This is a genomic window from Streptomyces muensis, assembly GCF_021474425.1.
GTDB lineage: Bacteria > Actinomycetota > Actinomycetes > Streptomycetales > Streptomycetaceae > Streptomyces > Streptomyces muensis.
Genome location: NZ_JAKEIP010000017.1, coordinates 46792 through 59734 on the forward strand (window position 1 = coordinate 46792; position 12943 = coordinate 59734).

Genomic DNA, 12943 nt, shown 5'->3' on the forward strand with positions numbered 1-12943 from the left:
TCCGGCGTAAGCCCCCTTCCTGGCGTGGGTGAGGAGAGCCGAACTCGCAACCTCAGCTTGGGAAGCTAAGGGCATCCAGGGCTTGCTCGGGGGCTGACCTGCGGCGGAGGGGTGTCCGGGTTTGGCGGGCGGTTGACTGGTTCCCCGGTGTACCCCGTGGTTCCCCGCACGATCTGGCACGGGTTTGGCACGGACCTCTTCGTCGAACTGTAGGTGCGTCAGATGATGCAACGATGGCGGACAACACATGGGCGGTTCTGATTACAGCCGGTGCGACGGTGACGGGCGTGTGGACTGGCAGCGCCCTCACAGCACTGGCTCAACGGCGCCATTGGCTGCGGGAAGAGGGCACTCGAAAGCGACAGGTCCGACGTGATCGGCCCGCTGAATTTCTCGCTGTGGCCCTGGAGTTGACCCGGCTGTTCCCTGATGAAGCTGGTACAGCGAGCCCTCAAGTGCGGGAACTAGGCCGACTGGCAGCCTACTCGCGTCTTCACGACCACAGAGAGGTTTACCCAACAGTTGCAGAGGTCCATGCACGCGCACTTGCCGTCCAGAGCGCCATCGCGACCGGTGATCGCGCCACGGCGAGTCTCATTGAGGACTATGAGGCGAGCGTCACGGCGTTTCTAGAGTGTGTGAGCCGGTACGCGAGGGAGTGATCAGGTACCAAGGGACTCCGGAGGCCCCTTGGTACCTCGGTAACGCAGCAGGTCACGGTCACTGCATGCGACAGATCAGGCGGGGCGGGTCCACGAATAGTCCACTGCCGGATGAGCACCGCTTTAGGAATTCGATCCGAGTCTGCTCCGGCTGCTGCCGTCGACTGGCGTGGCAGCCGGACAGAGACGCTGACGTACGCCTCTGTCCGGCGTCGTTGATGTCAGCTGTGGATGTCAGGACTCAGTTTGCTGACGCCTGCCTACGGTTCTGAAACTCCTCGTACTTGGCTGTGAAGACGTAGAGGGATCAAGTCCTATTTCCTGGCCAGCGCGGCATGTCTGTGACCTGACGTTTTCCAGCGAGCATAGTGCCGACTGCGTCAGTTGTTCCATCCGGAATTGCGTCGGCTGCGCCGGCTGCGCCGATGGCAGCCGCCCAAGCCGACGCAGCCCCGGATTTGTGTCGGATTCTTCTACAGAGACGCGGGCCCTTTGCTATACACGCGATTAGGGCCTGGGGGACTCGGCGGTTTCCTCGTGCTCGGCCAACCCTTGTTCAATCAGGGTCATTTGCAGCCTGATTTGTGTACCTCAGCAGAGCCGGGGAGCCGAGCAATGCCGAGCATGCCTACCCCTAGAGCAGGTCGTATAGATCCTCGTCATACCCGTGTAGCTCCTCGTCGCTCCCCTCCGGAACTAGTCGATCGAATTCTCGCAGCAGTGAGAAGCCAACGTCTCGCTCGACTGCGGCGATATAGCATGCCCAGCCCAGCAGCCGACATCGATACATCCCCTCATTCTCGCCACCGAAATCGGTCATATAGGCCTCATAGCCGAATTTCGATATCACGTGCAAGATCCATCGCATCTTACGCTTCAGAGCACGGGGGATATGTGGTCCGTCCGATTCTCCGACGTACAAACCGGTAACGTATTGCGGACCACCGCGGCGCATGAAAGCGGTTTTGCGCGTGTTCACCGACCAGCCAGCGTCGTCAAGAATGCGAGCAATATCCGTCGAGTGGCGGTCAGTGACGTCGCCGGAGAATGTGAGATCGTCTACATAGCGCGTAAACGACAAACCTTCCGACCGTGCGTACGCGGCAAGGGAGCGGTCTGTGTCCAGAAAGGCCAAATTAGACAAGAGGGGCGACGTGCTAAGTCCGATTGGCAGCTTGCCGCCGATAGTAACGAGACTGACAGCGAGTTCCGCAGCCTTCTCATCGAAGCCTTGCTCTCGCAATGAAGCCCTTATTGTTGCGGCACCGATGGACGGAAAGAAATCCTCAAGATCCATGCGCAATACGCACTTCTTCGCGAGGTGCTGACTGGCATTGCTGATCGTGGAGCGGCCGCGAACAAAACCGTGAACATGGTCGGGAGCTTCATATGAGAACTGGCTCGTGAAGCTCCGATGCAGATTTTTACTGACGGCGTTGAATGGCGGCTTGGGCTCGAACACTTCTCGTATTCCGCCGTGTTTCTTGCGGTGCCTGCGCTGAACATAGAGAAGGCCTTCACCGGCAGGGAGATGCTCGGATAGAAATTCTAGATTTTCAACCGATGTACCAACTTGCTCAGCTAGCTGATCAACCGAGAAAGACACCGTACCCCCTGCGGTGGCGTGTCAGGAGGTAGGGCCACACTCCCGTGCAAGGACTATCACGCAACGCACGCGAAATCGCGCACAACGTTGACCGCGACCCTACCTCCGGCTGGAGTATATCACACATTAATGAAGAGGGTCCTTTCGGCTAGAAATGCGACCAAGCTCGAACGAATAGAGCATGGAAATTGACGGCTCAACCTCGCGGAATGCTCTATAAGCATAGTCTTTCGGGTTATCTGTGCGGTCCTTCTGGAGCCATCTACTTACGTCAGCCATGACATAGTCGATGATGGCCGTAGACATGTAGTCACGCTTGGTGACCATTGAGATATCGGGCTGCGGCAACGATGTGTCTCTGCCAGCCTTTTTCTGGGCCCCTCTAACGACGGCATCGGGGAGTCGGCGAATGATCGACGTCATCTCTTCGCTCTGCTCTATGTAGCAAAGAAAATTGGGTTCATGGCGATGTCGAATCAGCAAATCACTCAACAGCTTTACGTACATGAACTCGATTAGCTCGGATTCCGTATTAGAGGGGAAACTCGTTCGATCGGTGACCACCATATACGCTCTGAAAAAGGTGTTCCGCATGAGCTCTCGAAATGGAACGGAGATCTCTGTCGGATCGTTCGAGCTGTGAAAACCGTCTTTGCGGAAATTTTCGAAGCTGCCAAATCCGGTCAAGCTGCGCCTCGCGACCAGGCGTTTGTGTAGATCTTTAATTCTTTCCTCGATGTCTTCTGCGTCCTCACCCAGTTCAACCGCACCTACGATCAATGGCTGGGAAGGGTTTCCGTTTCCCGACTCGTCCATAAATAGCTTCACCGCAGTAGCCCTTCATGAGGCATGCGGCAACGCCGCCAAGCCATCCGCGTCATCAGGCTAGAAGAGTAATGGTGTTCACCAGGCCATGCTCGGCGTTTCCCGGTTCCACAATCTTGATGCGAGGGCGAGGTTGTGCATGTGGGCGGCTTGGTGGAGGCCGTCGCCGCGCTGTCGGCAGTCGCGGAGGAGCTTGTAGTTCTTCATCTGGCCAATCCCATGCTCCACCGGGGCACATACCTGCGCGCGCCCGTAGCGGCTTCACGCAGGCCGATGCTCCGTCCTGGGTCCCGTCGCCGGGCGGTACCGGCACGGCTGGGCGCTCGCCGTTTGGCCAACCTGCGGCCAGCGTCGCGGCTTCACGCTGTTGGCTGGGAACAGAACAGCAGGTCGGACAGCGAGGCGCCTCTCAAAACCGACCGGTCTTGAAAACCGTTGTGGCAGCGATGTCACCGTGGGTTCAAATCCCACACCCACCGCAGATGGATGGCCCCTGACCTGGTGAATCGGTCAGGGGTCGTCACTCTGATGTCTGCCTGGGAGCGACCCTTGGTCCCCGCGGTTCCCCGCTCGATCGGGCACGGATGGGGCACACTCTCAGCCGACAGTGTCAGTGGCTCCCGATACTCTCGCCGAAATCTTGGATGGACCGAGCGGTGGAGTTGAGATGGCGAGCTGGTTGCGACGTTGGTGGCCGCTCTCATCGGCGGGATGAGCGGCGGTTTGCTGGCGCCTTGGGCCAAGGCCCGGTTCGATCGGCGACACGAACGGCATCAAGCGTTCGATCGAGCCATTGCTTCAGTCAAGGCTGTCTTGTACGCCTACACAGCCCCAACGAACGTTGCTCGCAGTCAGATCGGCGACAGCACTTATGCGCAGGAATTCATAGATCAGCTTCTGACCCGACGTATGGAACGGTTCTTCGAGGCGACCTACGGGATGCGTCAGGCGATCGCCGGGCTGGAACCTTGAACCGCTCCGGGATCGGTGGAGGCTCTATGCGTTGACTCCAGCCGCCGGTTGGGGCTGGTGTTGAGCGTAGTAGCTGGTCTCGTGCTCGTGGGGCGGGATATCTCCGATCGCCGTGTGGAGACGCTGGTTGTTGAACCAGTCGACCCATTCCGCGGTGACGAGTTCGACATCGGCAAGGCCGTGCCAGGGCTTGCGAGGCTTGATCAACTCCGTCTTATAGAGGCCGATCTGGGACTCCATGAGGGCGTTGTCCAGGGCGTCGCCGACCGTGCCGATCGAGGCATCGATGCCGGCCTCGAGAAGGTGAGCGGTGAACGCGAAAGACGTGTACTGGCTGCCCGCATCCGAGTGATGAACCAGCCCTGGCCCAGCGGGAGTTCCGGCACGGTCCCGACGCCACAACGCCATATCCAGGGCATCGAGTACGAGCTTGGCCCGTTTGCTGGTGGCCGCGGACCAGCCGACGATTGCCCGGGAGAACACGTCCACGACGAATGCGACGTAGACGATCCCGGACCAGGTGGCCACGTAGGTGAAGTCGGCCACCCACCGCTGGTTCGGACGGGACGCGGTGAAGTCGCGCCTGAGCAGGTCAGAGGCCCGCTCGTTGCCGTCGTCGCGGATGGTGGTGCGGATCTTCTTCCCACGTCGGGCGCCCTGGAGGCCAAGGTCGCGCATCAGCCGGGCCACCGTGCAGCGGGCTGCCGGTATGCCTTCGCGGTGCAGCTGCCGCCAGACCTTCCGCACCCCGTAGACGCCGAAGTTGTCCGCGTGAACGCGGCTGATCTGCGTCTTCAGCTCCGCATCGCGAACCGACCGTGGGCTGGGGGTCCGGTTCTTGGCGGCGTAGTAGGTGCTCGTTGCGATCTTCAGGCCATGGCTGGTCAGGACCCGGCAGATCGGCTCGACTCCGAACACCTGGCGGTGTGCGTCGATGAACGCTACGAGCGTTTCGACGGCCGGTCGAGCTCGGCCGCGAAGAAAGCCGACGCCGCCTTCAGGATCTCGTTGGCCCGCCGCAGCTCGGCGTTCTCGGCCCGCAGCCGCTTGATCTCCGCGGCCTCCCCGGACGTGACGCCGGGCCGCTGGCCGTCATCGACTTCGGCCTTGCGGACCCAGGTCCGCACCGTCTCCGCAGCCCCGATGCCCAGCTTGGCCGCGACGGCCTTCATAGCGGCCCACTCGGTTGGGTAGTTGGGGCGGATCTCCGCGACCATGCGCACCGCGCGCTCACGAAGCTCAGGCGGGTAGGGGGACGGACGTGCCATGACTCGATCCTCTCAGGGAATCGAGCCTCCATCAGACCCGGAGCGGTTCACCTCACTACAAGGTCGCTTGGGATCCTGAGCGGTTCCAGCTGTCTGAGGACGAGCTAACTCGTCTGGTCGACCAGCTCAGGCAGGCAAGATAGCTGCACCTGAGCTACCTACGCACACCCACCACTCACCCCAGCTCCCATCCCGTCTGCCGTCGACCCACACACCGTGGAGCGGGCGTGGTTCATGGCGTCCAGGTGGAGCGCGCCACTGTACGAACGACCTGGACGCCATGGGCCGCGTCTGCTCGGCTTCGCCTGGGTCGATGGCAGACGGGATGGGAGCTCCCCGCGCACGCCACTACTCGGCCGGCACTCGCGAACGGCGCCCCGTCCATCTCGGAGCCTGAGCGCCCCCGCCGGAGGCTCTCTTTGAGCGTTGCCACGCTACGCGGTGATCTACTCATGGGCCGTAGTTCGCTGCCGCCCCAAGGGGCCAGCCCGCGCTTCGCGCGGGCACTTGAACCCGTGAAGAAGGTTGTTACTCAGGTGAGGTCGTGATGCGCCACAGAGGGGCGTCGTACTGCTCCGTGCGGCTGTTGATCAGCAGCTCGCGTAGGTCGTGGCGCTGGCCGCCGTTGAGGTTCAGGGCCTCGGTGATGTGTCGGAACGTCGTGTGGGTGACTCCGCGGCTTTGGGCTTCGGCCTCGAACTGATCCAGCTGGGCCAAGACCGCCTCCGGGGCCAGCTTCACAGGCCGCTGCTCGCTGAGCCATGCGGCCTTGTTGCGCTCGTAGTCGATCTCCGAGTAGCCGCAGATTTCACGGCTGTGCGCCTCCACGTCGTCCAGGTTGACCGTCACCGTGATCGCGCGGGCCAACTGGTTACGGCTCAACGCCTCGTCCATGTCGGCCTCGTGGACCGTGGGACCTTCGTCCGTGAGGGGCACGGGGAGGCCTGCGTCCCGTACTTCGCAGGTACCTCGCACTCCTCGTGCCGTCGCCGCGAGCATCCCCGTCGCCTCGGATGGGTGCCACTCCAGGACCGAGCTGATCCGCTCTGAATCCTTCGCCGTGAAGGTGTGGACGAGAGGCCCGAGCATGCCGCGCAGGTCATCGGGTGGTAGTTCGCCGTCCAGGCCGGGGCCTGCGACCAACAGGCGGATGCGTGCGTTCACTTGGCAGCACGCGGCCAGTGTGAGGGCGTCGGCAAGCGGGCTCTTGAGCGTCGGCTCATCGCCTCGGGCCAGGATGTCGCCGCCGACGTCCAGGAGGTCGACCGATGTCGGCTCCAAGTGGCTGATCAGCTCTTCCAGTTGGCGAGTGATGCCCTCAGCTCCGTAGTGCGGGTCGATCAGCGCGAACGTGTGCGGGAGCTCTGCCGCGAGTCGCGGGAGGGTGGATCCAGCCGGAGCGATCGGGCGGGCTTCGGCCGGCACTGCCCAGACGGCCGGAGTGATCTGTTCGAGGCCGGTGAAGTCGTGCGCTCCTCGGGGCCCCGGAACCGGGTCGATCAGGAGACGATCCCACGCGTAGGTGAGGATCACCGCCTGGTCCTCATCGCCGTACAGGGTGGCGTCAAGCATTGCGGCGGCGACTGCGTCGCCCCCTCCTCCTGCTGCGACGATCAACCGCGTCATGCGGACAGGGTACGGGGTCGAACATTTGCGACTCACCCTATAGTGGCTAGAGGCCATAGCCACTTGGACCAGGGAGGGAGCATGCCTCAGATTGAGGAGACTCAGCCGAAGTATCTCCAGATCGCGCACTTCATCCGTGATCAGATCCTGCGGGGGGATCTGCGGCCGGGCGACGAGGTTCCCTCGGAACGGCAACTCGCTGCGGACTGGAAGGTGTCGAGGCCGACGGCGGCTCGTTCGCTGGAGGCGCTGAGCCATCAGGGCCTGGTCGAGAAGCGGCAGGGGTCGGGCACGTACGTGCGGAGCCTCGAAGTCAACCGGCGCGCACGTGAGTTGTACGGGCGCGCGCGGCAGACGGGGAAGATCTACACCTCGGGTGAGTACGCGGTCATCACGTCTGCGGGCTGGCTGGAGGCGCCGGACTACGTCGTCGAGGCGTTGAGCCTGGTCAAGGACCGGCGAGCCGTGCACCGCCGGCGCATCACCAACAACCAGGACGGGCCCATCACGCTGTCCACGTCATGGTTCGCTCCGGACGTCGGCCAGAAGGCGCCCAAGCTCCTGGGTCCCGAGCGGATCCAGGAAGGCACCCTGATGTACGTCGAGAACATGACTGGACGCCAGGGCAGCTACGCCGAAGACCGCATGTGTGCTCGGGCTGCCACGGACGAGGAAGCGGCAGACCTGAAACTGGCTTCTGGATCAGCGGTGTTGATCGTCCATCACGTCGTCTTCGACCTCCAGGACAGGCCGTTGGAGTTCGCCGAAGCCACCTATCCGCCCCATCGCTGGGCGTTCGAGCAGGGCTACCCGCTCTCCTGACGGTTCGTGAGTTCCGTTGAACCGCTTGCACGCCGCGAGTGGCTAATGCCACTATCCAGTAAGTGGCTAAGGCCACTTACTGGAAGGGGGCACGCGTGACGGGTCAGCGGCCGGAACAGGACGCGCGCTTAGCTTGCCGGGGTTGCCGGGGGCGCGGTTGGAAACGCGTCAGCTCGCGTACGGCGCTGACGCTCTCCACCGTCAACGACCGTGCCCGTGCCACATCGAAGCGACGGTGCCTCGACTGCGACGGCACCGGCAGGAAGTGAGCACGGATGGCCTACACAATCGACCGGCACCCGGGCCCGGACGCACCACGACTCGGAGCGATGGTCTTGCATCCCATCCCGGAGTCCGTACCCCGGGCCCGGCGCTGGTTCCAGAAGTTCATCGCCCCGTACAACCCGGTCTGCTCGGTCGACGACTGCGCGCTGATGATCTCCGAGTTGGTCACCAACGCCATTGTCTACGGACGGTCGGATGATCCATGGGTCGTGCGGGTGGAGTGGTTCCGCGAAGGGGACTCGCTCCGTGTCGAGGTGCACAACCCCGGATTCCCGGCGAACGTGCGCGTGCGCCGGCCCGACGCCAACGACGCGCACGGGCGCGGTCTCCTCCTGGTCGACTCCATCGCCGACTCATGGCACTCCGGCCCGAGCCCCTTCGGCGGTACGGTCGTGTCTTTCGTGATGGCCGATGCCTGGCCGTCGTGATGCTCACCCCTGCCTGTTCTGGCAGACAAGGGCGCGGGCAATGAATCAGCTGCCGAACGTCGTATCGCCACCGTTGCCCAGGTCGACGCTCTCGCAGAAGCGATCGGCATTCGCTGGCGTCTCATGGTCTACCTGGGCGCGTACGGCCCGATGCGCGCCGAGGAGCTGGCCGGCCTCCGTCGCCGAGGCATCGACCTCGACAGCCTCGTGATCCGCGTCCGCGTTGTCGAGCCTGAGTGGACCAACGGCAGCGTGTTCCCGGCGAGACCAAGTCCGATGCGGGTGTCCGCGCCGTCGTCCTCCCGGCCTTCCCCTACAAGGAGGTGAAGCAACACCTCGCCTGGTTCGCCGAGAAGGGGCCCGATGGTCTGGTCTTCGTCAGGGAGAAGGGAGCTCCCTTCCGCCGCACACCCTTCGGCCGGAAGTGGCGGTGTGCCCGAGCCACCGTCGGCCTTCCCGCGACGGCTTCCGCTTCTACGGCCTTCGTCACTCCGGACACACCCTCTCGACCCGCTCAGGCGCCACCCTCACGGACACGATGGTCCGCGCCGGCCAGTCCTCCGAGAAAGCCGCGCTGATCTATCAGCACTCCGACGAAGAGCGGCAGCGCGAGGCGGCCGCTGGCCTCGACGACCTGGTCCGCGCCGAGCGTGGGAAGCACCACAAGGACGACCCCGCGCACCCCAACGAGGAGGCCGCCGAAAGCTTGGTGCGGTTGTGGTGCGCACCTCACCCACCGGGCTGGACAACAAAGAACCCCCGGGTCCCTGACCTGGGGGTTTCGCATGGAGCGGGTGACGAGAATCGAACTCGCGCTCTCAGCTTGGGAAGCTGATGTTCTACCATTAAACTACACCCGCGTAAGACGCCCGTTCCGAGATCATCTGGAGCCGGTGTCCGATTGCCTGGTCACTGTACCTCATCACCGGCCCCCGGCGCTGAAGCCCTGGGGGCTGAGGGCGTTTCAGGGGGTGGATGTGACTGCGGGGTACCGGAGTTGGGGCGTACGGTGGAGGGGTCGGAGAGGGGTAGGGCGGGGTCGGAGTGCCGCCTGGAGGGCCGTCCCTTTGATCCCGTAATGTGCCTCTCGTCGTCAGGCAGGCGGCAGCCGGACGCGGCTCTTGGGGAAGGGACTTGAAGGACTTGATGGAGCGCACCGTCGTCCGATGTGCCGATGGGCACGTGTTCAGCATCGCTTCGTTCCCGATGCAGCAGGCCGAGCGCCTCGGCCCCGGGCGACTCCTCCGATGTCCCCGGTGTGCCCGGCTCCGCAGTGTGGTGCCGGTGCCCGTGGCGGTGGCGTCGGGGAAGCGGTAGCGGGGAGCGACAGCAAGTAGCGACGGCAGGTAGAGGCAGCAGGTAGCGGCATTGGTACCGGTGGTATCGGCGCGCACCTGTCGTACCTGGCAGCAGCGCCAGTACCCGCAATCGACAGCAGCAACAGCAGTAACAGCAAGCGCAGCGCCAGGCGCGTGGAGGCCGTGATTGTGGTCGTTCCGCGCGCCTTGCGTATCCTCGGGGCGTGCTTCTCTCAGACAAGGACATCCGGGCCGAGATCGACGCCGGGCGGGTACGGATCGATCCCTACGACGAATCCATGGTGCAGCCGTCGAGCATCGATGTGCGGCTGGACCGTTACTTCCGGGTGTTCGAGAACCACCGGTACCCGCACATCGACCCCTCCATCGAGCAGGCGGATCTCACGCGGCTCGTCGAGCCCGAGGGTGATGAGCCGTTCATCCTGCACCCCGGGGAGTTCGTGCTGGCCTCCACGTACGAGGTGATCACGCTTCCCGACGATCTCGCCTCGCGGCTCGAGGGCAAGTCCTCCCTCGGGCGGCTCGGGCTCGTCACCCACTCCACCGCCGGGTTCATCGACCCCGGGTTCAGCGGGCACGTGACCCTCGAGCTGTCCAACCTCGCCACGCTCCCGATCAAGCTCTGGCCCGGCATGAAGATCGGCCAGCTGTGCATGTTCCGGCTCAGCTCGCCCGCCGAGTTCCCCTACGGCAGCGAGCGGTACGGATCCCGGTACCAGGGGCAGCGCGGACCCACCGCCTCGCGGTCCTTCAAGAACTTCCATCGGACCCAGGTGTGAGCGGCGTGCGGGAGAACCTGACCTACGAGCGGTTCGGCACCGCCGTCCGTGAGCTCGCGCAGACCATCGCCGACGACGGGTACGAGCCGGACATCGTGCTCAGCATCGCCCGCGGCGGCGGCGTCTTCGTCGCCGGCGGGCTGGCCTACGCGCTCGACTGCAAGAACCTGCATCTTGTGAACGTGGAGTTTGGTTTGGCGTGCTGATAACACGTGGCCTTGACCTGGGCAAACGCCCTGGTCAGGGCTTTTCTGTTGTGCCCGTTGGTACCCCTTGGATGTAGGTCTAACTAGTTGCTCTGCTGAGTTTTTGCTGAGCCTGGCGAGGGCTCGTTCGTGCAGTGAGACTCCTCACATTGGTTCGGCAGCCGGGTGTCTGTCGTTGGCGGTGGGCCTACTAGACGGCGTGTGCGCCCGTTGGCTGACCTTCCCCCCGGTGCGTGACCCACAACTGAGCGGCGGCCGTGAGCGCTGCTCTGTGAGGCATGGGACGTGTTCGTTCCCAGTCTTCCCACGCTGTGTAGACCGTGCGCGCGAACAAGGTGAGGGTGTCAGGTTCGGCGGCCCGGTATGCGGGGATCTCCCGGGCGAACGTCTCGGCCTGTTCCGGCGTGTGCCCGGCGGCGATAAGCCGAGGGATTGCCAGCGCGGCGTCTGCCCATGCGGGGGCAGGGCAGGCAAGCGCCCAGTCCAGTAGAAGCAATCTGCCAGTGTCCTCTACCAGCATGTTGTGCGGGGACATGTCTGTGTGGGCGAGCGCACGGCCTTGCAAGCTGCTTGGTACGTCCTTCGGCAGAAACTCGGCCCACCGTGTGTGAAGCGGCTTCTTAGGCAGAATCTCGGGCCATGGCCTTTGCGAAACAGCGGTGAGCGTGAGTACGAAGGCGGTGAGATCGTCAGACCCTGGGCTCAGGTCGGGGTACCGGCCCTCGACGTATTCGTATCCGTATAGCTGCCACCCGCCAGCAGTGACATCCCACAGCACGCGGGGTGCGCGTACCGCGTACCGCGTGACCTCGGCCTCGTGGCGGTACACCCACGCCTGTACGTCGTCCTTGCGGGTGCCTTTGACGAACACTCGGCCGGTCCGGGTGTCGATGGTGCAGGCGAGTCGGGACATGACACCGTGCGGCGCGGTCTCGGCGTCATGGACTGGGCCGGTGTGGCGCTCGACGGCGGCCCGGGTCTCTGCTGGTAGGTCCTGCCATCCGATGCGATCCACCCGCGGTCTCCTGCGTTGGTCGAGCAATGGGGCCGGCCCCCGGCCTGGCCACAGCGTGGCACAGACCGGGGGCCGGCAGGGGGCCGTCAGGGACGGAACGGGCTGTTCGAGCAGTTCGCGTGGCACTGCGAGCACTCGGCGAGTTCAAGCTCGGGCCAGAACTCCAAGTCGATCTCGTACCCGGCGAGTGTGATCGAGTCGACGGTCAGGGCGTGGAGGGCCTTCCCGCCGCCGTGCTCCTCCGGGTCGAGGTAGCCGGGCTGGTGGTCCAGGAATCGACCGAAGTGCTGCTCACAGAATTCCCGGTACGCCTTGGTGTGGAGAAGAAAGGCGTGCCAGAAGTCGTCTACGAGAGGTGACGGGCTGAGCGGCTTCTCGCTGTAGTCGCACGCGGCGAGGAAAGCGAGCATCTGCCCGACACCTCGGTCGGCCTTCTCCTGGGCCAATTGCGGGAACTTGGCGCGCATGTTGTCGACCAGGGTTTCGCGCAGTTCCGTGCTGATCAGCGTTCGCGCGTCTGTCGGAGTGCGCTTCTGTGCTGTGGTCACGTTCCGTGCCTCCTTGTGTTGGGTGGTGCTTCGGGCGTGGTGGTGCACACCGTGGCGGGCCTCCTGTTGGCGGCCTCGGCCGCGGTGGAGTCCCCACCCGTCCGAAGGGAGAGAAGCGATGTTCGGGCGGGCGGGGAGTCTGTTCCGCGCAATGCGGTGATCTACGACGCGACGTATGCAGCCGCAGGCTGGCAGCCGCCCCCTGCATGGGTGGGGAATCGCCCGGTGAGGGGCGGGAACTGTTGGGGGCGGCGTACGGGTACGGGGGCCGCGATCAGGGAGTACCGCGCATCGCTGTCTGTGATGGTGAGGTGGTACGAGACGCGGGCGGCGAGCTTCTGTATGGCGTCCGCGTACTTGGCTGGGTCTCGGACCCATCTACGCAAGACGTCGGCGGCATGTGTGTCACCCGTAAGGACAAGCGGGGCGGAGTGCAGCCACGGGGCGAACGGATCGGGGTCCAGACGCCGGGCAAGTCGTTCGGCCTGCGCTTGGAGCCATCGCGCGGCGAGGCGTGGTGAGCGGGCATTGTGCGTGGCGAGGACAACCGCGCGTTTGCCGTCAAGAGGCGTTGCGAGAGCC

10 protein-coding genes, 1 tRNA gene and 3 pseudogenes are annotated in these 12943 nt (G+C 64.1%); 6 read left to right on the plus strand and 8 right to left on the minus strand.

Going from position 1 to position 12943, the window contains the following annotated elements; all coding sequences use genetic code 11:
- Window positions 1-1296: 1296 nt before the first annotated feature.
- From L0P92_RS07245 to L0P92_RS07255, 3 genes and pseudogenes are all read right to left on the minus strand, one after another.
- On the minus strand, window positions 1297-2268 hold the full coding sequence (locus L0P92_RS07245; RefSeq protein ID WP_234761686.1) for a reverse transcriptase family protein: 972 nt from the start codon (window positions 2266-2268) through the stop codon (window positions 1297-1299).
- 126 nt (window positions 2269-2394) lie between these two features.
- Window positions 2395-3084 carry a hypothetical protein gene (locus L0P92_RS07250; protein ID WP_234761687.1) on the minus strand — a complete coding sequence of 230 codons (690 nt, stop codon included), beginning with the start codon at window positions 3082-3084 and terminating at the stop codon, window positions 2395-2397.
- Between the two features lie 87 nt (window positions 3085-3171).
- Window positions 3172-3336: pseudogene (locus tag L0P92_RS07255) on the minus strand (IS5/IS1182 family transposase); the annotation flags it as partial.
- A gap of 447 nt (window positions 3337-3783) precedes the next feature.
- Between L0P92_RS07255 and L0P92_RS07260 the strand changes: the two are divergent.
- Entirely contained in the window at window positions 3784-4065 is a 282-nt protein-coding gene (locus tag L0P92_RS07260) for a hypothetical protein (protein WP_234761688.1), read from the plus strand.
- A gap of 24 nt (window positions 4066-4089) precedes the next feature.
- Here the strand turns inward: L0P92_RS07260 and L0P92_RS07265 are convergent.
- Window positions 4090-5333, minus strand: a protein-coding gene (locus tag L0P92_RS07265) for an IS3 family transposase (RefSeq protein WP_234761689.1) whose coding sequence is annotated in 2 segments (ribosomal slippage) — window positions 4090-5051 and window positions 5051-5333 — 1245 coding nt in all. Because the reading frame shifts where the segments join, the coding sequence is not laid out codon by codon here.
- A gap of 528 nt (window positions 5334-5861) precedes the next feature.
- Window positions 5862-6959 carry a DUF1152 domain-containing protein gene (locus tag L0P92_RS07270; RefSeq protein WP_273634005.1) on the minus strand — a complete coding sequence of 366 codons (1098 nt, stop codon included), beginning with the start codon at window positions 6957-6959 and terminating at the stop codon, window positions 5862-5864.
- A gap of 81 nt (window positions 6960-7040) precedes the next feature.
- Between L0P92_RS07270 and L0P92_RS07275 the strand changes: the two genes are divergently transcribed.
- From L0P92_RS07275 to L0P92_RS07285, 3 genes and pseudogenes are all read left to right on the plus strand, one after another.
- Window positions 7041-7781 carry a GntR family transcriptional regulator gene (locus tag L0P92_RS07275; RefSeq protein ID WP_234761690.1) on the plus strand — a complete coding sequence of 247 codons (741 nt, stop codon included), beginning with the start codon at window positions 7041-7043 and terminating at the stop codon, window positions 7779-7781.
- A 275-nt stretch (window positions 7782-8056) separates the two neighbouring features.
- Window positions 8057-8494 carry an ATP-binding protein gene (locus L0P92_RS07280; RefSeq protein ID WP_234761691.1) on the plus strand — a complete coding sequence of 146 codons (438 nt, stop codon included), beginning with the start codon at window positions 8057-8059 and terminating at the stop codon, window positions 8492-8494.
- A gap of 27 nt (window positions 8495-8521) precedes the next feature.
- Window positions 8522-9161, plus strand: a pseudogene (locus L0P92_RS07285) (tyrosine-type recombinase/integrase); the annotation flags it as partial.
- A gap of 119 nt (window positions 9162-9280) precedes the next feature.
- Here the strand turns inward: L0P92_RS07285 and L0P92_RS07290 are convergent.
- Window positions 9281-9354: transfer RNA gene (locus L0P92_RS07290), tRNA-Gly, on the minus strand.
- 662 nt (window positions 9355-10016) lie between these two features.
- On the opposite strand from L0P92_RS07290, the gene dcd reads away from it, so the two are divergent.
- Window positions 10017-10592 carry a dCTP deaminase gene (gene dcd / locus L0P92_RS07295; protein ID WP_234761692.1) on the plus strand — a complete coding sequence of 192 codons (576 nt, stop codon included), beginning with the start codon at window positions 10017-10019 and terminating at the stop codon, window positions 10590-10592.
- Window positions 10589-10783 (plus strand): annotated as a pseudogene (locus L0P92_RS07300) (phosphoribosyltransferase); the annotation flags it as partial. The gene dcd and the pseudogene L0P92_RS07300, both read left to right, overlap by 4 nt.
- Window positions 10784-10988: 205 nt before the next feature.
- On the opposite strand, the gene L0P92_RS07305 reads toward L0P92_RS07300, so the two are convergent.
- Together L0P92_RS07305 and L0P92_RS07310 are read right to left on the minus strand one after the other, a co-directional pair.
- Window positions 10989-11813, minus strand: a complete 825-nt coding sequence (locus tag L0P92_RS07305; protein WP_234761693.1) for a phosphotransferase — start codon at window positions 11811-11813, stop codon at window positions 10989-10991.
- 86 nt (window positions 11814-11899) lie between these two features.
- On the minus strand, window positions 11900-12361 hold the full coding sequence (locus L0P92_RS07310) for a glycine-rich domain-containing protein (protein WP_234761694.1): 462 nt from the start codon (window positions 12359-12361) through the stop codon (window positions 11900-11902).
- Window positions 12362-12943 lie beyond the last annotated feature (582 nt).

Bases quoted from the DNA above. Each gene is read 5' to 3' on its own strand.
- L0P92_RS07280 (WP_234761691.1), top strand. From the start codon at position 8,057: ATGGCCTACACAATCGACCGGCACCCGGGCCCGGACGCACCACGACTC.
- L0P92_RS07275 (WP_234761690.1), top strand. From the start codon at position 7,041: ATGCCTCAGATTGAGGAGACTCAGCCGAAGTATCTCCAGATCGCGCAC.
- L0P92_RS07270 (WP_273634005.1), bottom strand. From the start codon at position 6,959: ATGACGCGGTTGATCGTCGCAGCAGGAGGAGGGGGCGACGCAGTCGCC.
- L0P92_RS07250 (WP_234761687.1), bottom strand. From the start codon at position 3,084: ATGGACGAGTCGGGAAACGGAAACCCTTCCCAGCCATTGATCGTAGGT.